Genomic DNA, 24093 nt, shown 5'->3' with positions numbered 1-24093 from the left:
GACCGCCCAACGGGGCGGGACAAGGGGTTACTGATGCGAGCGTCCTATCTCTTCACCAGCGAGTCCGTGTCCGAAGGCCATCCGGACAAGGTCTGCGACCGGATCTCCGATGAGATCGTCGATCTGTTCTACCGCGAAGGGCCGAAAGCCGGCATCGACCCGTGGCAGATCCGCGCGGCCTGCGAAACGCTTGCAACCACCAACAAGGTCGTGATCGCAGGCGAGACCCGCGGTCCCGCATCGGTCACCAACGAGCAGATCGAAAGCGTCGTGCGCGGCGCGATCAAGGACATCGGCTACGAGCAGGAAGGTTTTCACTGGAAGACCGCGGACATCGAGATCCTCCTGCATCCGCAGTCGGCCGACATCGCGCAGGGCGTCGATGCGCTTCAGCCGGGCGAGGTCAAGGAAGAGGGCGCGGGCGACCAGGGCATCATGTTCGGTTACGCCACCAACGAGACGCCTGACCTGATGCCGGCGCCGATCTTCTATGCCCACAAGATCCTGCGCCTGATCTCCGAAGCGCGCCATTCCGGCCGCGAGAAGGTCTTGGGCCCGGACTCCAAGAGCCAGGTCACCGTGCAGTACGAGAACGGCAAGCCGGTCGGCGTGCGCGAGATCGTGGTCTCGCACCAGCATCTGGTCGAGGATCTCACATCCAGCCAGGTGCGCGACATCGTCGAGCCCTATGTGCGCGAAGCGCTGCCGAAGGACTGGATCAACGGCAAGACCATCTGGCACATCAATCCAACCGGCAAGTTCTACATCGGCGGTCCCGACGGTGACTCCGGCCTGACCGGCCGCAAGATCATCGTCGACACCTATGGCGGCGCAGCCCCGCATGGCGGCGGCGCGTTCTCCGGCAAGGATCCGACCAAGGTCGACCGCTCGGCTGCCTACGCGGCGCGCTATCTCGCAAAGAACATCGTCGCCGCAGGTCTTGCCGACCGCTGCACGCTGCAGCTCGCTTACGCCATCGGCGTGGCGCGGCCGCTGTCGATCTACATCGATACGCACGGCACCGGTAAGGTCCCCGAGGACAAGCTCGAGAAGGCCGCGGCCGAAGTGATGGATCTGACGCCGCGCGGCATCCGCAGCCATCTCGATCTCAACCGTCCGATCTATGCGCGCACCTCGTCCTACGGTCATTTCGGCCGTACGCCCGACAATGAAGGCGGGTTCTCCTGGGAGAAGACCGACCTCGTCGAACCGTTCAAGCGCGCGGTCTGATCAATTCCGTCATTCCGGGGCGCCGCGCCAGCGGCGAACCCGGAATCTCGAACCTCTGGATTCCGGGTTCGCTCGTTTCACGAGCGCCCCGGAATGACTTTTTTCAAACAACAGGAAGCTCGACATGAACGCGAAGCCCGGCTTCACCGATTACATCGTCAAGGACATTTCGCTGGCCGATTTCGGTCGCAAGGAACTCTCGCTCGCCGAGACCGAGATGCCCGGCCTGATGGCCACGCGTGAGGAATACGGCCCGAAGCAGCCGCTGAAGGGCGCGCGTATCGCCGGCTCCCTGCACATGACGATCCAGACCGGCGTGCTGATCGAGACGCTGGCCGCGCTCGGCGCCGACATTCGCTGGGTCTCCTGCAACATCTATTCGACGCAGGACCACGCCGCAGCGGCGATCGCCGCCGCCGGCATTCCGGTGTTCGCAGTCAAGGGCGAGACGCTGACCGAGTACTGGGACTACACCGCAAAACTGTTCGACTGGCACGGCGGCGGTCACCCGAACATGATCCTCGACGACGGTGGCGACGCCACCATGTACGTCCATCTCGGTCTGCGCGCCGAGAACGGCGACGCCGCGTTCCTCGACAAGCCCGGTTCGGAGGAAGAGGAAGTCTTCTTCGCGCTGCTCAAGAAGCAGCTCAAGGAAAAGCCGAAGGGCTACTTCGCCGGGATCGCGAAGAGCATCAAGGGCGTTTCCGAAGAGACCACCACGGGCGTGCATCGTCTCTATGACATGCAGAAGGCCGGCACGCTGCTGTGGCCGGCGATCAACGTCAACGACAGCGTCACCAAGTCCAAGTTCGACAACCTCTATGGCTGCCGCGAGTCTCTGGTCGACGGCATCCGCCGCGGCACCGACGTGATGATGTCGGGCAAGGTCGCGATGGTCGCGGGCTTCGGCGACGTCGGCAAGGGCTCGGCGGCATCGCTCCGCCAGGCCGGCTGCCGCGTCATGGTCTCCGAGATCGACCCGATCTGCGCACTGCAGGCGTCGATGGAGGGCTATGAGGTCACGACCATGGAAGACGCCGCGCCCCGCGCCGACATCTTCGTCACCGCCACCGGCAACAAGGATATCATCACCATCGAGCACATGCGCGCGATGAAGGATCGCGCCATCGTCTGCAACATCGGTCACTTCGACAACGAGATCCAGATCGCGTCTCTGCGCAATCTGAAGTGGACCAACATCAAGCCGCAGGTCGACGAGATCGAATTCCCCGACAAGCACCGCATCATCATGCTGTCGGAAGGCCGCCTCGTGAATCTCGGCAACGCGATGGGCCATCCCTCCTTCGTGATGTCGGCGTCCTTTACCAACCAGACGCTGGCGCAGATCGAGCTGTTCGCCAACAACAAGGACGGCAAGTACAAGAAGGAAGTCTACGTGCTGCCGAAGACCCTCGACGAGAAGGTCGCGCGGCTGCATCTCGCCAAGATCGGCGTCAAGCTCACCGAGCTGCGCAAGGACCAGGCCGACTATATCGGCGTCAAGCAGGAAGGTCCGTACAAGTCGGATCACTACCGCTACTGAGGTCGGATCGCCTCACAACATGCAAAAGCCCCGGAGCAATCCGGGGCTTTTTGTTTTGCAGGGCGGAAACTACGGAGTTCTTCTCCCGGTTGCATCGCAAGACCGATTGGCGATTGACGTGCCGCGGTGATGGTCGGACAATCCTCGGCGGCGGAGGAAACCATGCAACAAGAACATTTCGACGTCCTCATCGTCGGCGCCGGCCTGTCCGGCATCGGCGCGGGCTACCATCTGCAAACGAAATGCCCGGGCAAGAGCTACGTCATCCTCGAAGGGCGCGACTGCATCGGCGGTACCTGGGATCTGTTCCGCTATCCCGGCGTCCGCTCCGACAGCGACATGTTCACGCTCGGCTATTCCTTCAAGCCGTGGACCGATCCGAAGGCGATCGCCGACGGGCCGCAAATTCTCAACTACGTGCGCGAGACGGCATCCGAGAACGGTATCGACGGTAAGATCCGCTTCCGCCATCGCGTCAAGCGCGCGTCGTGGTCGACGCCTGATGCGCGCTGGACCGTCGAAGCCGAACGTCTGACGGGCGAAGGCGTATCCGAGATCGTCCGCTTCACCTGCAATTTCCTGTTCATGTGCTCCGGCTATTACAAATACGAGCAAGGCTACACGCCAGAGTTCAAGGGCACCGCGGATTTCCAAGGCCGCATCGTGCATCCGCAAAAGTGGGCCGAGGACATCGACTACGCGGAAAAGCGCGTCGTGGTGATCGGATCGGGCGCCACCGCTGTGACGCTGGTGCCGGAGCTTGCGAAGAAGGCCTCAGAGGTGGTCATGCTCCAGCGCTCGCCGACCTATGTCGTGTCGCGTCCGGCGCAGGATCGGCTCGCCAACAAGCTGCGCGGCAATCTGCCGGCGACGCTGGCCTATCATTTGATCCGCTGGCGCAACGTGATGTGGGGGATGTTCTTCTTCCAGCTCAGCCGGCGTCGGCCCGCCAAGGTGAGGGACTTGATCCTGAAGGGCGTGAGGATCGCGCTGGGGCCGGACTACGACGTCGCGACGCATTTCACGCCGCGCTACAATCCCTGGGATCAGCGGCTGTGCCTGGTGCCCGACGGCGACCTCTTCACGGCGATTCGAGAGAAGCGTGCCTCCGTTGTTACCAACGAGATCGACACCTTCACGAAAGACGGAATTCGCCTCAAGGACGGCACCGAGCTCGTCGCTGACATCATCGTCACCGCGACCGGGCTCGTGCTTCAGGTCGTCGGCGGACTCGAGATCAGCGTCGACGGGCGGGTGATCGATTTCGCCAAGACGCTGACCTACAAGGGCATGATGTATGCGGACGTGCCGAACATGGCTTCCGCCTTCGGATACACCAACGCGTCGTGGACGCTGAAATGCGATCTCACCTGCGAATATGTCTGCCGTCTCATCAACTACATGGATCGGCACAATTTCCGCCAGTGCATGCCCCACAATGACGATGCCACGGTCACTGCTCAGCCTTCCCTCGATTTCACCTCGGGCTATGTGCAGCGCTCGATTGCAAAGCTGCCGAAGCAGGGCTCCAAGCGGCCGTGGCGGCTGTATCAGAACTATGCAATCGACATCGTCTCGCTGCGGTTCGGCAAGATCGACGACGGCGTGATGCAGTATTCGTGAGTGCCGCCGTCCTCGCGCTCATTGCTTGCGTAGAGTCAGTGCCAGACCGAGATCGATGGCCAGCGCCAGCATCACGGCGCCTCCCGCGAGACCGAACAGGACCAGATAGTCACCGCCGGTGCCGAAAGTGCGCGCCTTCACCGATTTTGCCGTGCCGTGGTTGAAGAAGCGGTTCGCTGTCCTCGAGAAGGCTATCGACACTCGCCGAATTGTGACTCGTTCGCCGCGCGAGGAGCGTTTATCGCAGAGCGGCCATTCGCCGATCCGTCGCGATACAGCGGCCTTTGGGCGCCTTACGCGCCTTTCCATATGCAGGAAGATGAGGATGTCAAAAGAGATAAGCAGAGAGCGTCGTCGTTTCCTGACCACCGCCGCGATCGGCGTCGTCGCACCGTTCGTTCTCGGCCGCGCCGCCACCGCGCAGTCCGGCAAGGCGAGTGCCTCGACTGTGCCCGCGATCAAGCCGGGTACCAACACGTCTTTTGCCGCGATCAAGCAGATCGATGCCGGCGTTCTCAATGTCGGATACGCCGAGGCCGGTCCGGCCGATGGTTCCGCGGTGATCCTGCTGCACGGCTGGCCCTATGACATCCATAGTTTCGTCGATGTCGCGCCTGCGCTGGCGAAAGCCGGTCATCGTGTCATCGTCCCGCACCTGCGCGGCTATGGCACGACGCGCTTCCTCTCCGGCGAGACGATGCGCAATGGCGAGCCTGCGGCGCTCGCCGCCGATATCGTCGCGCTGATGGATGCGCTCAATATCAAGCAGGCGACGCTCGCCGGCTATGATTGGGGCGCGCGGACCGCCAACATCATTGCGGCGCTCTGGCCGGAGCGTGTCAAAGCGATGGTCTCGGTAAGCGGCTATCTGATTTCCAGCCAGGCGGCGGGCAAGATGCCGCTGCCGCCGGCTGCCGAGCTGCAATGGTGGTATCAGTTCTATTTCGCCACTGATCGTGGCCGCGAAGGCTATGCCAAGAACCTGCACGATTTTGCCAAGCTGATCTGGAAGCTCGCCTCGCCCAAATGGCATTTCGATGATGCCACCTACGACCGCAGCGCGGCCTCGCTCGACAATCCCGACCATGTCGACATCGCGATCCATAACTATCGCTGGCGGCTCGCACTGGCCGAGGGCGAAGCAAAGTATGCCGAGCTCGAGCAGCGGCTGGCGAGCCTGCCGGTGATCACCGTGCCTACCATCACCATGGAAGGCGATGCCAATGGGGCACCGCATCCGGAGCCATCCACCTACGCGAAGATGTTTTTCGGCAAGTACGAGCACCGGACGATCACGGGCGGTATCGGGCACAATCTCCCGCAGGAAGCCCCGCAGGCCTTTGCCCAGGCCGTCCTCGATATCGCCGCGAGCTGATGGCGCCATGCGTTGTTTTGCGTATTCGAGCCCGGAGATGAATCGGCCATGCTGCCCAAACGGTTAACGCCGGATTAACCGGCACGTCCTAGGCTCTCTCGGCCGGGGTGCTCGCTAACTGAGGGTAGCCCAATGGAAGCCCAGAAGATCGCGGTCGACGCCGTCGTTGCGCTGACCGATTGTGACCGCGATGCCGTCACCACCTTCATCCGCCGGCTCTATCTCCAAGGCGTCAGGGACCCCAAGCGCTTGACCTTCAAGGGACTGCAGGCGCTCGCGCGGGCCTGATCGCATCCCCTCTGTCGCAACTGCCTGTGTCGAGAGCGACGGAACCAGTCTGCGGCGCCTTGCCGCTGGCGACGGCCCGGGCTACACGAGACGCCGCTGGGTCAGTTGGGATCGGGGAAATGTTGAAACAGCTTTTTGCGCCGCAGCTTGTTGTTCTCTATGTGCTTGCGGCATCAACGATTTACGTACACTTCCGCGGCAAGCAGCGGCTGCGCTTTGCCCGCCAGCTTGGCGATCATTCGACCTATCTCGCACCCTACAACGTGCTGATGTATGCGGGCTCGGCCGTGCCGAACAAGCCGGTGATCTCGGTCGATCAGTTTCCCGAGCTGAAGCCGCTCAGCGAGAATTGGGAGACGATTCGCGATGAGGCCGTGCGCCTGTTCGATGAAGGCTTCATCCGCGCCGCGGCCAAGAACAACGACTGGGGTTTCTATTCGTTCTTCAAGAGCGGCTGGAAGCGCTTTTACCTGAAATGGTACGACGACTTCCTGCCCTCGGCGCGCACGCTGTGCCCGAAGACGGTCGAGCTGCTCAATTCGATTCCATCCGTGCACGGCGCGATGTTCGCGATGCTGCCGCCCGGCGGCAAGCTGGGCGCGCACCGCGATCCCTTCGCCGGATCGCTGCGCTATCACCTCGGACTGGTCACGCCGAATTCGAACAAGTGCCGAATTCTCGTCGACGGGGTCGAATGCGTCTGGCGCGACGGCGAAGCCTTCATGTTCGATGAGACCTTCATTCACAGCGCTGAGAACGCGACCGACGTCAACCGCATCATCCTGTTCTGCGACGTCGAGCGCCCGATGAAGTACGGCTTCATGACCGCGATGAATCGCTGGGTCAGCCATCACATCGTCAAGGCGTCGGCGACCCAGAACGTCGACGGCGAGAACATCGGCGTGCTCAACAAGGTATTCGGCAAGCTCTATGAGATCCATCTCCAAAGCCGCAAGGTCAAGGAGTGGAACCGCAACGTCTACTACACGCTGAAATATTCGCTGACCGCGCTCATCCTCGGCCTCATCGTGATCTCAGCGCTGCGGTGATCGCGGCGTCCGCGCTGAATGGGGGATAGGCAATGGCCCCGTTGCCGACCGCCGACGCCGAGACGGAGCAATTCTTTCGCCAATGGCTCGACACCTTCGCGGGTTATGTCCGCGAAGTCGACTACGCCGCGGCGAGGCCGCTCTTCCATCCGGATGTGCTTGCCTTCGGCACGCACAACGACGTCATCCCCGGTCTCGATCAATGGGTCGCGACGCAATGGGACAATGTCTGGCCCAAGACGACCGACTTTCGCTTTGTCCTTGAGCAGACGTCGGTCCTAGCGTCTTCCGATGGCAAGATGGTGACGGTGATCGCGCCGTGGACGAGCACGGGCTATCACTCCGATGGTAGCCCGTTTGCGCGGCCGGGACGGGCCACCATGGTGTTCTCGCGGAATGCCGATGGCTGGCTGTGTGTGCATTCCCACATGTCGCTCAACCGCGGTGTCCCGCAGGTGAGCCATGCCAGCCGACCGGTGAAGGCCTGGTAGATCGAATCCTCAGGCCGGGCGAGCACCGGTCTGAATGATCGTCCCGACGTGCTGGCCGCGCAGCGCGGCAGTGAGCCGGCCGGGAACGAGACCGTTCACGACCTGCACGTGCGCGATGTGCCGCGCGTTCGCCATGACCTCGATCAGCGCGGGATCGAACGGCAGTGTGCCCTTGAGCTTGCCAAGGTCGGCAAAGCTGGTCTCTTTCAGCAGCTCCGCCTGCTTCCCGTCGGCGCCATTGGGGTCCGCAGTGTAGACGCCATCGACGTCCTCCACGATCGTAAGGCCGGCAGCGCCCAGCGCGTCCGCGAGCAGGAAGGCGCCGGTGTCGGCGCGATGCAGCGGGATGCGCGAGGTCGGGAATTCGTGGTGGTGATACGGGGGAAACGCGCTGCCCACGACCGCGCGGGCTGCCGAGAGGTGAATGGCGAGCTGGCTCGCGATGGTGGGGTGCTCGATGTAGGACACGCCCTCGGGTACGAGCAGGCTCGCAAGGATGTGACCGTTCTGGCCGGCCTCGCTTGCGGCGAGCGGTGCGAGCGAGCCGACGGGGAGGCCGAGGTCTAGGCCGACGCTATAGAGGTGGCGCGCGCGGATGCCGGCGCCGGTCAGGATGAGCAGGCGATGCTCAGGTAGCAGCGAGCGCAACTCGTCGACGAGCGGAAGGATCGTCTCGTGGCCGCGATCAATGAGGCGGCCGCCGATCTTGATCACCTGCACCCAGGGCAACAGCTTGATCGGGCGGCTGCCTGCGACGGGGCGGGTGAGATCGCCGTCGAGCAGGGTCTGGCGTGCGAGCGGCGAGGCGACGTGCTTGATCTGGTTGGTGACAGTCATGGCGCTATTCTCTTCAGCTCGCGGTGATGATGGTGCCGACATGCTCGCCCGCGAGTGCGCGGGTCAGATTGCCGGGAACGAGGCCATTGATGATCTGCACCTGGTGGACGTGGCGCGCCGAGGTGAGGAGGTCGAGCACCGGAAATTCGAGGATCGAGTCCTGCAACCCCTTGGCCTTCATCTCGGCCACCGAGATCTTCGGGATGAAGGTGGCGTTCTTCGATGTCTTCGGATTCGCGGTGTAGAGGCCGTTCTCGTCCTTCACATAGACCATCGCCTTGCAGCCGAATTGCTCGGCCACGAGAAAGCATCCAGCGTCGGTGCGGTAGGGCGGGATCACGCCTTCGGCCGCGGGGCGCATCCACAGGCTATAGGGCGGCATGCCGCTGAAGATGACGGCGTTCACCTCGGCGAGGAACAGCGGTACGGAGGAGAGCCCGGCACTGCTGACCGCGGAGATGCCGTGCTTGGCGAGAAGTTGCCCGAGCATTGCGGCGTTCTGATCGGCAACGGAGGCGCCTAGCTGCGAGAGCAAACCGGCCGGCAGGCGAAGCCCCGCGGCGATCGAATAGAGATGCCGCGCGCGGGTGCCTGCGCCGGTCCCGATCAGGAGCTTATGGACCTTGCGTGCGGCGACGATCTCCTCGACCAGCGGATTAAACCGCGGCGCGGCCGCGATCGATGACGCTCTGTCCGCCGATCTTGATCACCGTGGCGTCCGGCAGAATCCGGAAGTCCGGAGCCGCTTCCGCCGCGGCCTGAAGCTGCGGATCTGTGAGCGAGCGCTGCATGAGGAGCGCCTCAAGCTCCGTGGTCGTGTTCGACATCCGAGACATCCTCTCGTTTCAGTGCATTCTCGACGCGGGCCCGCCGGCGGGGCACCGGGGATCAGCCTAATATGGAAAAGCCCCGGAACGAACTCCGGGGCTCTGATTTTTGCATGTGTAGCGTGGAGTTTGTTACTCCGGCTGGCCGATCGACACCTTCAGCGTGGCGACGCCGTCGACGCCGCATTCGAGCTTGTCGCCCGGCTGGAGCTGCGACACGCCGGCGGGCGTACCCGTCAGGATGATGTCGCCGGCGGCGAGCTTCACCTGCTGAGAGAGCTGCCAGATGATCTCGGGCACGTTCCAGATCAGCTCGGTGAGGTCGCCCTTCTGCGCTTCCTTGCCGTTCACGGTAAGCCAGATCTTGCCCTTCGACGGGTGCCCGATCTTGGAGGCCGGCTGCACCGCGGAGCAGGGTGCGGAGCCGTCGAACGACTTGCCGATCTCCCAGGGACGCTCCTTCTTGCGTGAGGCGATCTGGAGGTCGCGGCGGGTGAGGTCGATGCCGACGGCATAGCCGTAGACATGGTCGAGCGCCTTCTCAGCGGGAATGTTGAGGCCGCCGCTCTTCATCGCGACGATCAGCTCGACCTCGTGATGCAGGTCCTTGGTCAGCGGCGGATAGGGGATGGTGGCGCCATCGGGTACCAGCATGTCGGCGTGCTTCGCGAAGAAGAAAGGGGGGGCGCGCTCGTCATTGCCCATCTCGCGGATGTGCTCGAGATAGTTGCGGCCGACGCACCAGATGCGGCGCACCGGATAACGGCCGGTCTCGCCGACGACGGGAAGCGAAGCCTGAGGCGGAAGCGGGATGACGTAGGAGGCGGCGTTCATGAAGCGATCTCGCTGCTCTTGGGGTGAAACGAACTTAGAGCATGATCCGAAAAAGTGTGAAGCGGTTTTTCGAAAAGAACATGCTCAGACAATAACCTGAAGCACGATGATCCCTCATCGTGGTTCAGGCGGTTGCACTGATCGGCGCCAGCGCCGAGGCGCTGATGTCGTGGTGCTGGAGGCGGAAGAACGAGGCGTAACGGCCGGAGCGGCGCAGCAGCTCGTCATGCCGTCCGCGCTCGACGATCTCCCCGCCCTCGACCACCAGGATGGCGTCCGCATGCATGATGGTGTGCAGGCGGTGCGCGATGACGATGGTGGTGCGGTTCCGGCAGAGATGCTCGATCGCCTCCTGCACCTGCTTCTCGGATTCGGAATCGAGCGCGGCGGTGGCTTCGTCCAGGAGGATGATCGGGGCGTTCTTGAGCAGCGCGCGCGCCACCGCGATGCGCTGTCGCTGGCCGCCGGAAAGCTGCGTGCCGTGCTCTCCAACCGGCGTATCGTAGCCGAGCGGGAAGCTCATGATGAAGTCGTGGGCGCAGGCCGCCTTGGCGGCATCGATGATCTCGTCCTCGGTGGCACCGGGCCTGCCGAAGGCGATGTTGTTGCGGATGGTGTCGCGGAACAGATACACGTCCTGGCCGACATAGGCGGTCTGCGCACGTAGCGATTTGCGCGACACCGACCGGATCGACTGGCCGTCGATCAGAATATCGCCCTGTGTCACCTCATAGAAACGCAGCAGCAGCGACAGCACGGTCGACTTGCCGCCGCCAGAGGGGCCGACCAGCGCGGTGACCTTGCCGGGCTCGGCGGTGAAGCTCATGCGGTTGAGCACGGTCTCGCCCGCGCGATAGGAGAAGCTGACGTCGTTGAGCTCGATCCGCGCATCCGACAGTTTCAGCGCCGGCTTGTCGTCATCGGATTGCTCGCTCGCCGGACTGTCGACGACTTCGAGCAGCATGCGCGCGCCGACGAGCTGGCTGTTGAGGTCGATGTTGAGCCGCGCCAGCCGCTTGGCCGGCTCGGTCGCCATCAGGAAGGCGGTCATGAACGAGAAGAACTGCCCCGGAGTGGCGCCGAGTGCGACCACGCTGTAGCCGCCATAAAGCAGGCAGCCCGCGACCGCGAAGCCGCCGAGCATCTCCATCAGTGGATTGGAGCGGTTCGCGACGCGCGCCATCTTGTTGGCGTTGCGCTCGACGACGGCGATGTTCTCGTCGATGCGGCTTTGCATCGCATCTTCCAGCGTGAACGCCTTGACCGTGCGGATGCCTTGCAGCGATTCCTGCATGGTCTCCAGGATGTCGGCGGTGCCGGTGAACTGGTTATAGGCGAGGCCCTTGATGCGCTTGACCAGCTTGCGCAGCACCAGCATCGCCGGCGGCACCGCGACGAGGCCGATGAACGACATCAGCGGATCCTGCCACACCATCACGCCGATCATGGCCAGCAGCATCAGCAGGTCGCGCCCGATGGCATTGACCAGCATGTTGAGGACGTCGGTGATGGATTTGGCGCCGGCCGTCAGGCGCGCCAGGAACTCCGAGGAGTGCCGTTCGGAGAAGAAGCCGATGCTTTCGCGCATCAGCTTGGCGAAGAGTTGCCGCTGGTTGGTGGCGAGGATGGCGTTGCTGATCTTGGTCAGGATCACCATGTGGCCGTAGGTCGAAACGCCCTTGATGAACAGGAGGACCACCGTCACGCCGGACAGCATCGCGATGCCGGGAACGTTCTTGTCGACATAGGCCTGGTTGATGACCTGGCCGAGAACGTAAGTCGCAGCCGCCGTCGCGCCCGCGGCCACCGCCATCAGCGCGAAGGCGACCAGATAGCGCCGCCAATAGGTGATCCCTTGTTCCGTGACGAGGCGGCGAATCAGGATCGCTGCCGCATAGGGATCGTCGGTGATTTTCTTTGGAAACTGGGCCATCCGTAGTCCATTGACGGCCGGGTGCAAACTTGCCCGCGCGTCAGGGATCGAATGGCCTCTGTGCCCGCTCAGACCGGGTTTTTCAAGCCCAATTAAGGACTTGCAAACCTAACGATTCTAGGCCGAGACCGCCTGGCGGAGGTCGCCGTGGCGCTCGTGGAACAGATGTTCCTCCCAGGCCAGCGCGTGGGCCGCAATCGTCTCGAGGTTCTCGTATTGCGGCTTCCAGTCCAGCACGCTGCGGATACGGCCGGTGTCGGCGACCATGGTCATGATGTCGCCGGGCCGGCGCGGCGCGTACTGGACCGCGAAGCTGCGCCCCGACACGCGACGTACGGCATCGATGGTCTCGAGCACTGAGTAACCGCGGCCATAGCCGCAGTTCAGCGTCGTGGAGGCTCCGCCGCGGCGCAGGTAAGCCAGTGCCGAGCGATGCGCCTGCGACAGATCGGTGACGTGGATGAAGTCGCGGATGCAGGAGCCGTCCGGGGTCGGATAGTCGGTGCCGAACACGTCGATCTTGGCGCGCTGGCCGGTCGCGGCCTCGACCGCGATCTTGAGCAGATGCGTGGCGCCGACGGTGGCAAGCCCGATGCGCGCCTGCGGATCGGCGCCCGCCACGTTGAAGTAGCGCAAGGTCACATATTGCATGCCGTAGGCCGAAGCGACGTCGTGCAGCATGATCTCGGTCATCAGCTTCGAGGAGCCGTAAGGCGAGAGCGGCCGGGTCGGTGCGTGCTCGGGCACGGGCACCTGGTCGGGATTGCCGTAGACGGCGGCGGTCGACGAGAAGATGAAGCGGTTGATGCCGCGCTTGACCGCGACATTGAGCAGGTTGCGCGCGGTCATGAAGTTGTTGCGGTAGTAGCCGAGCGGATCGCGCATCGACTCCGGCACCACGACCGAACCTGCGAAGTGGATGATGCTCTCGATGTTGTGCTGGGCGATCACGCCTTCGAGCAGGTTTTCGTCGCCGGCGTCCCCAATGAACAGCGGTACGCCTTCCGGCAAGTAAGCGGAAAAGCCCGTGGAAAGATCGTCGATCACGACGACGTCCTCGCCGGCTTCCGCCAGCGCCAGAACGGTGTGACTTCCGATATAGCCGGCGCCGCCGGTGACAAGCACAGTCATGATCTCACCCGTCTTGCGATCATCCGGTGATGCTAACGTTTGCGTGGTGAAGAGGGGGTATCGGCGCGGCTGAACTGGTCACTATGCTTAATGTTGCGTATAGGAGCCTCACGAAACGGAGCGTGACGTGGCCAATTTCCCGGGCGATCTTGAGCTGATCGTGCCAAATCTGCACAGGCGCTATTCCGGTGTGACCGCGACCAACCGGATGGTTGCGCCGCGCCTTGCAAAGCTGTTTCGCGCCGCCTGGTTCGGCTCGGACGCGCCGGAGGGGATCGCGCGGCTCGACATTGCCGGTTTCCTGCAATTATGGCGCCGGCGCGCGCCGCTGATCTGGCACGCGCGGCGCAACAACGAGATGATCGCGGGCGTGCTGTTGCGCGCGCTCGGCTGGCCCTTGAAGCTCGTGTTCACATCGGCTGCACAGCGCCATCATACCTGGATCACGCGCTGGCTGATCCGCCGGATGGATGCGATCATCGCAACGTCAGACATCTCGGCATCGTTTCTGAAAGTGAAGGCGACCGTGATTCCGCATGGCGTCGATACCGACGTTTATGCGCCTCCTTTAAATCGCGCCGCGGCGTTTGCGGAAGCCGTGCTGCCGGGCCGCTACGCCATCGGCTGCTTCGGCCGCGTGCGCGCGCAGAAGGGCAGCGACGTCTTCGTGGACGCGATGTGCCGCCTGTTGCCGCGCTATCCGGACTTCACCGCCGTCATCGTCGGCGCGATCACGCCGGAGCAAATGCCGTTCGCAAATGATCTGAAGAAGCGGATCGAAGCCGCCGGCCTGCAATCGCGCATCGTCATCACCGGTGAATTGCCGACCGAACAGGTGCAGCGCTGGTATCAGCGGCTGACGATCTACGCCTTCACCTCGCGCAACGAGGGCTTTGGCCTGACGCTGATCGAGGCGATGGCCGTCGGAGCTGCGCTGGTGGCCTCACGCGCCGGCGCAGCCGAACTCGTCGTCGAGGACGGCGTCACTGGCGTCTTGATGCCGCCGGGTGATCCGGACGCCCTGGTCGCCGCGCTTGAGCCCTTGATGCGCGACGTTGCATCCGCAGAGGCGATGGGACAGCGCGGTCGGGGGCGGGTGCTCGAACGGTTCAGCCTCGATGCCGAAGCGGCGCGGATCGGGGAGGTCTATCGTCCGCTGCTCTGAACCGGCGCTTTCGGGGGCCCGAACAAAAATGTCGAAAACAGCCCCATGCAAAGTAGCCGGTGACGGCTTGGGTCGGCGTGCTGATTTTACGAAAACGCATGGCGCGTCCGGCAGGTCACCCGTAAGCATGCATCATCGCGGAAATGATCATGTCGGTGCCGCGTTACTACCGGCAGCGGGCTTCGTCGTCTTTCGATGTTCTTGACACATTGTTCATGTTTTGTTCTTATCGTGCCATCCCCGAGTGGAGATGGCCATGGACAACCGTATCAACGAAATCCGACGACTTATCAGGGCGCTACGCGTGAGCATGCTCGAGGCTGAGGCCATCATGCGAGACCAGATCAACCGGGATGAGAGCTGCGCCTTCGTGGCGCAGGAGGTCATGAAGATGCGTTCGGTCATGAGCCTGCTCGTTGAGGAGCGAACAGCTCTTGGAGATACCGATCCCATTCTCGTCAACAGCTTCGTCATTCCCCGTCGACGGCCGGTGGAGAAGTCGCTTGCTTGGCCGGTCGGGCGCAAGCTGACACTGGCGTCCTGTGAGAAGGCGCGGGTGCACTCACTGATGCGCTAAATCAGCGCGCCGCTTTCGCCGAGCACGCGCTCTGCGATCGCGACGACCTCGGAGGCGGCGATGTCGCGCATGCAGCGATGGTCGTTCATCCGGCAGATCGTGCTCTGACAGGGCTGGCAGGAGAGGATCGACTTGTCCTGCACAACGGTGGCGGCAAGGCCGTTGAGCGGCCCCCAGAGGTAGGGGCTGGTCGGGCCGAAGATGCCCATGGTCGGCGTGCCCAGCGCGGCTGCGATATGCATCAGTCCGGAATCGTTGGAGATGGCAACGCCGGCTGCCGCCATCGCCAGCACGCCGTTGCGCAAATCCGTCCCGGTCAGGTCGCGCACCTTCGGCCCGCCGGCTGCGACGATCTCCTGGGCCATGGCCTTCTCACCGGGGCCGCCAACCACCCAGACCTCGAGGCCCTTTTCCACGAATTGGCGGGCCGCTTCCGGATAGTAGGTCCAGCGCTTGGAGACACCGACCGATCCCGGGCCCAACGCGACCGCGGTGACCCCGGTCAAACCGTTCGCCTGGCGCCAGCGCGCAACTTCTTCGGCCGGGACCCGCAACTGCGGCACCGGCCATTCCGGCGGCAGCGGCGCACCGTCGGGCTGGGCGAGCGCAGCGTTCTTGTCGATGAAGCGGGGTAGTCGTTTCTCTCCCCAACGCCAGCGATTAATCAGGCCGAAGCGGAACTCGCCGACGAAGCCGACCCGCTCGGGAATGGCGGCCAGCGCCGGCGCGATGGCCGCCTTCCAGGTACGGGGCAGCACCAGGGCCGTGCCATAGTTCCGTTCGCGCAGCAGCTTCGCCAAGCCGAGCTGGCGGCCGACAGCAAGGCGGCTGCGCGGCAGGTCCCAGACGATCCCCTGGCGGACGCCCGGCATGTAGTCGACCAGGGGAGCGCAGAGTGGGGTGGTCAGGAGGTCGACCGGCCGATTCGGCCAGCGCTCGTTCAGGACACGCACCACGGTGTGACCGCGCACGAAATCACCGATCCACATATAGGGGATGATCAGGATCGGGCGCGTGTCGGCCGGATCCTCAAATCCGCTAAATTGTGAATCAAGGTTCATTTTTCTAATGGGCCCTGGGGATGTCGATAGGGACCGTTCGGTAGCCGCTCTGCACAGGCAGGACAAGGCGGGACAGTTCCGATCCCAAAACCGCTTACACTTTGGTGGATCATGCGCTAGGGCAGGGTCCGGCGCAGTCGCGCTGAATCTGGCAAATCGGGCAGGGACGGTGGAATGTTGCTGGTGACCGGCGGGGCCGGTTTTATCGGGTCGAATGTCGTGGCGGCGCTCAACGATGCCGGCCGTAGCGACGTGGTGGTCTGCGACCTGCTCGGCCACGAGGGCAAATGGCGCAATCTTGCCAAGCGACAGCTCGTCGACATCGTGCCGCCGGCCGAGCTGATTGACTGGCTGAAGGGGCGCAAGCTCGATGCCGTGATCCATCTCGGCGCGATTTCCGAGACCACCGCGACCGACGGCGATCTCGTCATCGAGACCAATTTCCGCCTCTCGATGCGCCTTCTGGACTGGTGCACGGCGAATGCCGTGCCGTTCATCTATGCCTCGTCAGCCGCGACTTATGGCGACGGTGAGGCAGGCTTTGGCGACGACGCTTCGCTGCCGGCGCTGAAAACGTTACGGCCGATGAATCTCTACGGCTGGAGCAAGCATCTGTTCGATCTCGCTGTTGCCGAGCGCGTCGCACGCGGCGACAAGCTGCCGCCGCAATGGGCCGGGCTGAAGTTCTTCAACGTGTTCGGCCCGAACGAGTACCACAAGGGCACGATGATGAGCGTGCTGGCGAAGCGCTTCGACGACATCAAGGCCGGGCGCGTCGTGCAACTGTTCAAGTCGCATCGCGAAGGCATTGCCGACGGCGACCAGCGCCGCGATTTCATCTATGTCGACGATGTCGTGCGGGTCGTCATGTGGCTATTGGCAACGCCCTCGGTCTCCGGGCTGTTCAACGTCGGAACCGGCAAGGCGCGCAGCTTTAAGGATCTGATCCTCGCGGCCTACGCTGCGCTCGGCACCAAGCCCAACATCGATTATGTCGACATGCCCGAGGCGATCCGCGGCAGCTACCAGTATTTCACCCAGAGTGAGGTCGATCGCCTGTGTCGCGCCGGCTATAACGGCGGCTTCACGACGCTCGAAGATGCGGTGAGGGCCTATGTCAGAGGCTACCTCGACCGACCCGACCGTTTCCGCTGAGGCGTTGAGGAGCATGCAAACGCCCGTCTTCGATTTCGATACGCTCGCAGAGGCCGTCGCTGGCCGCACCGTGCTCTGCATCGGCGACCTCATGCTCGACGAATTCGTCTATGGCGAGGTCTCGCGGATTTCGCCGGAGGCGCCGGCGCCCGTCATCGCCGCGCAGCGCAGCGAGACCCATATCGGCGGCGCCGGCAACGTCGCACGCAACATCGCATCCCTCGGTGCGCGCTGCATCTTCGTTGCGCTGGTCGGCGATGATGACGCGGGGAGGCGGCTGAATGATGCGCTGGCCGAGATCGCCGGAATCGAAAGCGTGCTGGTGTGCGATCCGTCACGTCCCACGACGCGCAAGATGCGTTTCGTCTCCGAGCATTTTTCCACCCACATGCTGCGCGCCGACTGGGAGCAGGCGGCACCTGCCTCCTCCGAGATCGAGCTGAAGCTGATCGAGGCGATCCTGCCGCAGATCTCGCGCGCCGACATCGTGCTGCTCTCCGACTATGCCAAGGGCGTGCTGACCGCGCGCGTGATCCGCAACGTGATCGACGCCGCGCGCAAGCTCGGCAAGCGCGTGATCGTCGATCCCAAGAGCCTCAACTGGGCGATCTATCGCGGCGCCAGCCTGCTCACGCCCAACCGCAAGGAGTTTGCCGAGGCGACCCGCAGCCGCGCCGACACGGTCGAGAGCATCGCCGAGGCGGCGCAGGACGTGATGCGACTTGCCGATTGCGAGGCGATCCTGGTGACGCGAAGCGAGCACGGCATGACGCTGGTGCCGCGCGAGGGCGAGGCCGTGCATGTGCCGGCCCATCCGGTGAAGGTGCGCGACGTCTCGGGCGCCGGTGACACCGTCGCTGCGGCGCTCGCCGCGACGCTTGCTACAGGCGCCGATTGGGATACCTCGCTGCGCATGGCCAGCGCCGCCGCTGCGGTCGCGGTCGGCAAGCAGGGCACCGCGAGCGTGAGCACGGCCGAGCTGCGGCGAAAGATCCTGCCGCATGCCTATCTCGCCGCCGAGGAAAAGATCGTGCTCGTCCCTGGCGCACTTGCCGCACAGCTTGCGGACTGGCGCAAGCAGGGGCTGCGCGTCGGTTTCACCAATGGCTGCTTCGACATCCTGCATCCCGGCCACGTCAAGGTGCTGACCGCGGCGCGCGCCGCCTGTGATCGCCTCGTCGTCGGTCTGAACAGCGACGCCTCGGTGCGGCGGCTTAAGGGCGAAGACCGGCCGGTGCAGAACGAGCGCGCGCGGGCCGAGGTGCTGGCCGCGCTCGAAGCCGTCGACCTCGTCGTCATCTTCGAGGAGGATACGCCGATCAACCTGATCACCGACATCAAGCCGAACGTGCTCGTGAAGGGCGGCGACTACACGCGCGAGCAGGTGGTCGGCCATGACGTCGTCGAAGCCGCGGGCGGAACGGTGGTCCTGGTCGACATCCTCAGGGGATTCAGCACGACCGCACTCGTCAACCGCGCGCGGGGAGGGACGACGTGACGGCACTGACGCGGGAAACCACCGGCGCGATGATGCTCCGCCGCTTGCGCAGCCCGGCCGCCTGGGTCGAGTCCGTGGACCTGTTCGCGGTCCTGACCGCAGCCTCGCTGCCGTGGTCGACGTCGCTGGCCGCGATCTTCAATGCCCTCATGCTCGTCTGCATGGTGCCGTTTCTCGACGTCCGGGATTTCCTGACATCCTTGAAGCGGCCGATCTGTGCGGCGCCGATCGCGCTGTTCCTGCTCGCGCTGGTCGGAATGCTGTGGTCGGATGCGGCATGGGGCGCCCGGCTCTACGCCATGAATCCGACCGTCAAGCTGCTCGTGCTCCCGGTCCTGCTCTATCACTTCGAGCGATCTTCGCGCGGACGTTGGGTATTCGTCGCCTTCCTGGTCTCCTGCGCTCTACTGTCGGTGATGTCCTGGCTGGTTGCCTTCTACCCGCACCTCTCGCTGAAGCCCGGCAATCTCGAGCGAGGCATCTTCGTCAAGAACTACATCGACCAGAGCCAGGAGTTCACGCTGTGCGCAGTCGCGCTCGCCTATCCGGTCGTGATGCTGCTGCGTGAGAAGCGATACGGGCTCGCCGCGGTGCTCACGGCGCTTGCGCTGAGCTTCTTCGTCAACATGGCCTTCGTCGTGGTCTCGCGCACCGCGCTCGTCACCGTGCCGATCATGCTCGCGGTGTTCGCGTTTCTGCACCTCAAATGGCGCAGCATCGCGATCATCTCCGCCGCTCTGCTTGCCGGTGCTGCGCTCGCCTGGCAGGCCTCGCCGCAACTGCACAAGACCGCCGACACCTTTGCCAGCGATTATTATCGCTACAAGGAGAAGGGTGAGCCGACCTCGCTCGGGCTGCGACTCGAATTCTGGCGAAAATCCCTCGGCTTCTTCGCGGAGGCGCCGATCATGGGGCATGGCACCGGCTCGACGCGCGGATTGTTCGAGCAGGTCGCGACACCGAGTGGGCACTACCAGGCTTCCGCCGAAGTGATCGGCAACCCGCATAACCAGACGCTGAATGTCGCCGTGCAATGGGGCGTCATCGGCATCGTCATTCTCTACGCGATCTGGTTCCTGCACCTCCTCATGTTTCGCGGCGACGGACTTGCCAACTGGGTCGGCCTCCTGGTCGTGGTGCAGAACATCTTCACCTCGCTGTTCAACTCCCATCTGTTCGACTTCCACGAAGGGTGGATGTACGTCATCGGCGTCGGTGTTGCCGGCGGCATGGTGATCCGCGCGCAACGAGCCGAGCCGAAGGTGGGGGAAGCTGGTTCCTGAGTTGTCGCGCGGCTGGCAAGTCTTGTGCTGGCAAGTCTTGTCGAGATGGGCTATCAGCGCGGACAGGTTGTAGACAACTGGATATCATCGGTCGGCGGATGACGCGTCTTTCGCATCTTAACTCGCGCAATTTCCTGATCGCGCTCCACGACCTGCTTGCGACTGCGGCGGCGCTGTTTGTCGCGTTCTACCTCCGCTTCGAGGGCGGTGAGCTGTTCTTTGTCCGCCTGCCGCTGCTTCTGAAGATCCTGCCCTGGTTCCTCGCCTTCAGCGTGGTCGTGTTCTTTATCTTCAACCTGACCACGACGAAATGGCGCTTCATCTCGCTGCCCGATGCGCTGAACATCATCCGCGTCGCGACCGTGCTCACCGTCGCACTGCTCGTGCTCGACTACATCTTCCTCGCGCCCAACGTCCACGGCACCTTCTTCCTCGGCAAGGTGACCATCATCCTCTACTGGTTCCTGGAGATCTCCTTCCTCAGCGCGCTGCGGCTCGCCTATCGGTATTTCCGCTATACCCGCGTGCGGCGGCATGCCCGGATCGAGGATGCATCGCCGACGCTGCTGATCGGGCGCGCAGCGGATGCCGAGGTGCTGTTGCGCGGCATCGAGAGCGGGGCGATCACGCGGGTCTGGCCGGTCGGCGTGCTGTCGCCGTCGCGCGCCGATCTCGGACAGCTCATCCGCAACGTGCCGGTGCTTGGCGGCATCGACGACATCGAGGACGTGATCGGCGACTTCGCCAAGCGCAACAAGTCGATCGCGCGGGTGGTGATGACGCCGTCCGCCTTCGAGCCGGAGGCTCATCCCGAATCCGTGCTGATGCGGGCGCGCCGTCTTGGCCTGATCGTCAGCCGGCTACCGTCGCTCGAAAGCGGCGATACGCCCCGGCTCACGTCGGTCGCGGTCGAGGACCTCCTGCTGCGGCCGAGCGAGAAGATCGACTACGCGCGGCTGGAAGCTCTCATCAGGGACAAGTCCGTCATCGTCACCGGTGGCGGCGGCTCGATCGGTTCCGAAATCTGTGAGCGCGTCGTCGCCTTCGGCGCCGCGCGCCTCCTGGTGCTCGAGAATTCCGAGCCGGCGCTCTATGCGGTCACCGAAGCGCTTGCGGCGCAGGGGTCTGTGGCGACGATCGAAGGCCGGATCGCTGATATCCGCGATCGCGAACGCATCATGCGCCTGATGGCCGAGTTCAAGCCGGACATCGTGTTCCACGCCGCTGCGCTCAAGCACGTGCCGATCCTGGAGCGCGACTGGAGCGAAGGCGTCAAGACCAACATCTTCGGCTCGATCAACGTGGCGGATGCAGCCCTCGCCGCCGGCGCCGAGGCCATGGTGATGATCTCGACCGACAAGGCGATCGAGCCGGTCTCGATGCTCGGCCTGACCAAGCGCTTTGCCGAAATGTATTGCCAGGCGCTGGATCACGATCTGGGCTCGCAGGGCGCTGACAAGTCGCCGATGCGGCTGATCTCGGTCCGCTTCGGCAACGTGCTCGCCTCGAACGGCTCGGTGGTGCCGAAATTCAAGGCTCAGATCGATGCGGGCGGCCCCGTCACGGTCACTCATCCCGACATGGTCCGCTACTTCATGACCATCCGCGAGGCCTGCGACCTCGTGATCACGGCTGCGACCCACGCGCTCGGGGCCGAGCGTTCCAACGTCTCGGTCTACGTGCTCAATATGGGCCAGCCGGTGAAGATCGTCGATCTCGCCGAGCGCATGATACGCCTGTCCGGCCTGCAGCCCGGCTACGACATCGAGATCGTGTTCAGCGGCATGCGGCCCGGCGAGCGCCTGAACGAGATCCTGTTCGCGTCCGAGGAGCCGACGGTCGAGATCGGCATTGCCGGCATCATGGCGGCGCGGCCCAACGAGCCGCCGATGCAGACCCTGCGCAAATGGATCTCCGCGTTGGAGCAGGCGATCGCGCGCGATGATCGCGCCACCATCAGGACCATCCTGAAGGACGCCGTTCCGGAATTCGGGTCGACCGCGGCCTGACCATGCAGTCTCGAGGCAAGATCGTCGTCGCGAGCCAGCATTATCCGCCGGATCCCAGCACCACGGCGGCGATCATGGCGGAGATCGCGTGTCGTCTTGCCGTGGGCCACGAGGTCGTCGTGCTGTCCGGCACGCCCGGCGCGCTGCCGGTCTCGCAGATCGGACCGGACAAGCCGCGCGTCATTGCGGTCAAGAACCGGATGACCGGAAAGGCGGCGCTGGTCCGGCGGGCTCTCGCCGAGATCCTGTTTGCGCTGCGCACCTTCTTCGCACTCTCCAAAGTGTTGAAGCGCGGCGACGTGGTGCTCACCGTGACCGCGCCATTCATGCTGCCCTATGCGGTCGCGGCGGCCGCAAGGCTGAAGGGCGCGCGCTCGGCGCTGATCATGCACGATCTGTTTCCCGACGTGCTGGTGATGGCGGGCCTGCTCAAGCCCCGCTCGATCGTCACCCGCATGATCCGAGCCGCCAATGCGCTCATGTTCCGCGCGCTCAATGCCGTCATCACCATCGGCCGTGACGCCGAGGGACCGCTGCTGCGCTACCGCGGCATGACCGCAAACAAGATCCGCTTCATCCCGAACTGGGCGACGCTTGCTTCTGCGCTGCGTCCGGTCAGCGCGGATAACCCTTTCCGCCGCACGGTGTCGGCGCGCTTCATCGTCGGACTGTCGGGCAATCTCGGTTTCACCCACGATCCGGAGATCGTATTCGAGGCCGCGCGCCTGTTGCGGCAGGAGACGAACATCCACTTCCTGCTCTCCGGTTGGGGCATTGGCTTCGAGCGGCTGAAGCAGTTGCAGGCGGAATCGACCTTGCCGAACGTCTCCTTCGTGCCACGTGTCGAGGATTCCGAGCTCGAGGCGTTCCTCGCCGCCGCCGACGTGTGGATCATTCCCTATCGGAAGAACGTTGCGGGTGTGTCGGTGCCGAGCCGGTTCTATAATCTCCTGGCCGTCGGTCGTCCGGTGGTGCTGGTTTCGGAGCCCGAGGCAGAGGCGGCGTTGACGGTGGTCGAAAACGGGCTGGGCTGGGTGGTGGCGCCGGGCCGAGCCGATGAGCTGGCGGATGCGATCCGGGCGGCGGCCAGCGCCGACGCCGCGGCCATGGCGGACCGGGCGGTGAAGGCCGCCGCAAAATTCGATCGCGCCACGGCCATGGATGCCTATGCTGGCGTGATCGATGAATTGTTGCGCAATCCGGAGCTGGCGGGGCAACGATGAGCGAGCGAAAGCCGGTTGTGCTGGTGACGGGCGCCAGCGGCTTTGTCGGCCGCCACGTCGCGCCCGCACTGGTCGAGCAGGGATGGTCGGTCCGCCGCGCGGTGCGAAGCCCCAGGGGGCTGGACGACGAGGTCGTCATCGAGTCGATCAGTCCCGAAACCAGCTGGCAGGCTGCGCTCGACGGTGTCGATGCAGTCGTCCATCTTGCAGCCCGCGTTCACCACAAGCACGAGGAGCACGCGGTCCAGCTCTATCGCAATGTCAACATCGCCGGCACCCTGCACCTGGCGCGATCGGCGGCTGCGGCAGGCGTGCGCCAGTTCATTTTCATCAGCACCGTTCTCGTGCATGGCCGTAGCAATGAGGGTCGCGCGCCGTTCAGCGAGGACGATATCCTGACGCCGCGCGGGCTGTACGGCATGTCCAAGGCGGCCGCCGAGGCCGGTCTCAAGACGCTGGCGCGCGACAGCGACATGAAGATTTCGGTGATCAGGCCGCCGCTGGTCTATGGGGCCGGAGCCAAGGGAAATTTTGCGCTGCTGAGCCGAGCGGTCAATCTCGGATTGCCGCTTCCGTTCGCCGCGATCCACAATCAGCGCGCCTTCCTTGCCGTTCAAAATCTCTCGTCGTTCATCCTGCGCCGGCTCGCTCACCCCGATCCCGCGAGCAATTTCGAGATATTCCTGATCGCCGACAGGGAGCAGGTCTCGACGCCCGAATTCATCGAAAGATTGGCCAAGGCCGCGGGTAAGCGGCCACGGCTATTTGCGGTCCCGCAGGATCTATTGGGCTCGGTGCTCGGGATCCTCGGCCGCCAGGACACCCATGACAGCCTGATCGGCTCGCTCGAGCTGAATGTGTCGAAGGCGATCGCGATCGGCTGGCGGCCGGAGGTGTCGTTAGACGAGGGGCTGCGACGGGCATTGTCCGGCCAGGACGCCTGATAACCGACGACCTG

General features: G+C 64.0%; 21 protein-coding genes and 1 pseudogene. 15 read left to right on the top strand and 7 right to left on the bottom strand.

Annotated elements, in window-relative coordinates:
- Positions 1 to 33: 33 nt before the first annotated feature.
- From metK to ACV1FX_RS09780, 3 genes are all read left to right on the top strand, one after another.
- Entirely contained in the window at positions 34 to 1230 is a 1197-nt protein-coding gene (gene metK / locus ACV1FX_RS09790) for a methionine adenosyltransferase (protein ID WP_473117342.1), read from the top strand.
- Positions 1231 to 1354: 124 nt separating this feature from the next.
- Positions 1355 to 2776, top strand: a complete 1422-nt coding sequence (gene ahcY / locus ACV1FX_RS09785; RefSeq protein WP_473117341.1) for an adenosylhomocysteinase — start codon at positions 1355 to 1357, stop codon at positions 2774 to 2776.
- Positions 2777 to 2938: 162 nt separating this feature from the next.
- Complete coding sequence (locus ACV1FX_RS09780) at positions 2939 to 4399, top strand: flavin-containing monooxygenase (RefSeq protein WP_473117340.1); 1461 nt, start codon at positions 2939 to 2941, stop codon at positions 4397 to 4399.
- Positions 4400 to 4417: 18 nt separating this feature from the next.
- Here ACV1FX_RS09780 and ACV1FX_RS09775 read toward each other — a convergent pair whose 3' ends face one another.
- On the bottom strand, positions 4418 to 4600 hold the full coding sequence (locus ACV1FX_RS09775) for a hypothetical protein (protein ID WP_473117339.1): 183 nt from the start codon (positions 4598 to 4600) through the stop codon (positions 4418 to 4420).
- A gap of 124 nt (positions 4601 to 4724) precedes the next feature.
- On the opposite strand from ACV1FX_RS09775, the gene ACV1FX_RS09770 reads away from it, so the two are divergent.
- From ACV1FX_RS09770 to ACV1FX_RS09755, 4 genes are all read left to right on the top strand, one after another.
- Positions 4725 to 5774, top strand: a complete 1050-nt coding sequence (locus tag ACV1FX_RS09770) for an alpha/beta fold hydrolase (RefSeq protein ID WP_473117338.1) — start codon at positions 4725 to 4727, stop codon at positions 5772 to 5774.
- Between the two features lie 132 nt (positions 5775 to 5906).
- Entirely contained in the window at positions 5907 to 6062 is a 156-nt protein-coding gene (locus ACV1FX_RS09765) for a hypothetical protein (RefSeq protein ID WP_473117337.1), read from the top strand.
- A 119-nt stretch (positions 6063 to 6181) separates the two neighbouring features.
- The gene (locus tag ACV1FX_RS09760; RefSeq protein WP_473117336.1) at positions 6182 to 7111 is read left to right on the top strand and encodes an aspartyl/asparaginyl beta-hydroxylase domain-containing protein; all 930 of its coding nucleotides are present in this window, start codon (positions 6182 to 6184) and stop codon (positions 7109 to 7111) included.
- A gap of 32 nt (positions 7112 to 7143) precedes the next feature.
- A complete protein-coding gene (locus tag ACV1FX_RS09755) occupies positions 7144 to 7602 on the top strand; it encodes a YybH family protein (protein ID WP_473117335.1) in 459 nt (152 codons plus the stop codon).
- Positions 7603 to 7611: 9 nt separating this feature from the next.
- Here the strand turns inward: ACV1FX_RS09755 and ACV1FX_RS09750 are convergent, their stop codons facing one another.
- The 5 genes and pseudogenes from ACV1FX_RS09750 to galE all read right to left on the bottom strand — a co-directional run bounded on the left by ACV1FX_RS09750 (position 7612) and on the right by galE (position 13164).
- Entirely contained in the window at positions 7612 to 8439 is an 828-nt protein-coding gene (locus ACV1FX_RS09750; RefSeq protein WP_473117334.1) for an amino acid kinase family protein, read from the bottom strand.
- A 13-nt stretch (positions 8440 to 8452) separates the two neighbouring features.
- Positions 8453 to 9266: pseudogene (locus ACV1FX_RS09745) on the bottom strand (amino acid kinase family protein).
- Positions 9267 to 9398: 132 nt separating this feature from the next.
- Positions 9399 to 10100, bottom strand: coding sequence for a fumarylacetoacetate hydrolase family protein (locus ACV1FX_RS09740; RefSeq protein WP_473117333.1), 702 nt, complete (start codon positions 10098 to 10100; stop codon positions 9399 to 9401).
- 124 nt (positions 10101 to 10224) lie between these two features.
- Positions 10225 to 12033, bottom strand: coding sequence for an ABC transporter ATP-binding protein (locus tag ACV1FX_RS09735; protein ID WP_473117332.1), 1809 nt, complete (start codon positions 12031 to 12033; stop codon positions 10225 to 10227).
- Between the two features lie 117 nt (positions 12034 to 12150).
- Positions 12151 to 13164, bottom strand: a complete 1014-nt coding sequence (galE, locus tag ACV1FX_RS09730; RefSeq protein WP_473117331.1) for a UDP-glucose 4-epimerase GalE — start codon at positions 13162 to 13164, stop codon at positions 12151 to 12153.
- Between the two features lie 127 nt (positions 13165 to 13291).
- Between galE and ACV1FX_RS09725 the strand changes: the two genes are divergently transcribed.
- Together ACV1FX_RS09725 and ACV1FX_RS09720 are read left to right on the top strand one after the other, a co-directional pair.
- Entirely contained in the window at positions 13292 to 14329 is a 1038-nt protein-coding gene (locus tag ACV1FX_RS09725) for a glycosyltransferase family 4 protein (protein ID WP_473117330.1), read from the top strand.
- A gap of 256 nt (positions 14330 to 14585) precedes the next feature.
- Positions 14586 to 14906, top strand: coding sequence for a hypothetical protein (locus tag ACV1FX_RS09720; RefSeq protein WP_473117329.1), 321 nt, complete (start codon positions 14586 to 14588; stop codon positions 14904 to 14906).
- On the opposite strand, the gene waaF is transcribed toward ACV1FX_RS09720, so the two are convergent.
- On the bottom strand, positions 14903 to 15967 hold the full coding sequence (gene waaF, locus ACV1FX_RS09715) for a lipopolysaccharide heptosyltransferase II (protein WP_473117328.1): 1065 nt from the start codon (positions 15965 to 15967) through the stop codon (positions 14903 to 14905). The genes ACV1FX_RS09720 and waaF overlap by 4 nt on opposite strands.
- Before the next feature lie 174 nt (positions 15968 to 16141).
- On the opposite strand from waaF, the gene rfaD reads away from it, so the two are divergent.
- The 6 genes from rfaD to ACV1FX_RS09685 all read left to right on the top strand — a co-directional run bounded on the left by rfaD (position 16142) and on the right by ACV1FX_RS09685 (position 24079).
- Positions 16142 to 17122 carry an ADP-glyceromanno-heptose 6-epimerase gene (gene rfaD, locus ACV1FX_RS09710; protein ID WP_473117327.1) on the top strand — a complete coding sequence of 327 codons (981 nt, stop codon included), beginning with the start codon at positions 16142 to 16144 and terminating at the stop codon, positions 17120 to 17122.
- 13 nt (positions 17123 to 17135) lie between these two features.
- Positions 17136 to 18620, top strand: a complete 1485-nt coding sequence (rfaE1, locus tag ACV1FX_RS09705; RefSeq protein ID WP_473117326.1) for a D-glycero-beta-D-manno-heptose-7-phosphate kinase — start codon at positions 17136 to 17138, stop codon at positions 18618 to 18620.
- Positions 18617 to 19903 carry an O-antigen ligase family protein gene (locus tag ACV1FX_RS09700; protein ID WP_473117325.1) on the top strand — a complete coding sequence of 429 codons (1287 nt, stop codon included), beginning with the start codon at positions 18617 to 18619 and terminating at the stop codon, positions 19901 to 19903. Before rfaE1 ends, ACV1FX_RS09700 begins: the two co-directional genes overlap by 4 nt.
- 98 nt (positions 19904 to 20001) lie before the next feature.
- A complete protein-coding gene (locus tag ACV1FX_RS09695; protein WP_473117324.1) occupies positions 20002 to 21912 on the top strand; it encodes an SDR family NAD(P)-dependent oxidoreductase in 1911 nt (636 codons plus the stop codon).
- Between the two features lie 2 nt (positions 21913 to 21914).
- Positions 21915 to 23135: a glycosyltransferase family 4 protein gene (locus ACV1FX_RS09690; RefSeq protein ID WP_473117323.1), complete on the top strand. Its 1221-nt coding sequence runs from the start codon at positions 21915 to 21917 to the stop codon at positions 23133 to 23135.
- Positions 23132 to 24079 (top strand): NAD-dependent epimerase/dehydratase family protein, encoded by a 948-nt coding sequence (locus tag ACV1FX_RS09685; protein ID WP_473117322.1) that lies wholly within the window; start codon positions 23132 to 23134, stop codon positions 24077 to 24079. The genes ACV1FX_RS09690 and ACV1FX_RS09685 overlap by 4 nt, the downstream gene beginning before the upstream one ends.
- The last annotated feature ends 14 nt before the right edge of the window (positions 24080 to 24093 follow it).

Source organism: Bradyrhizobium ingae (genome assembly GCF_055791185.1).
Note: the sequence above shows the minus strand (reverse complement) of the source record. Positions and strands in the feature narration are given on the sequence as shown.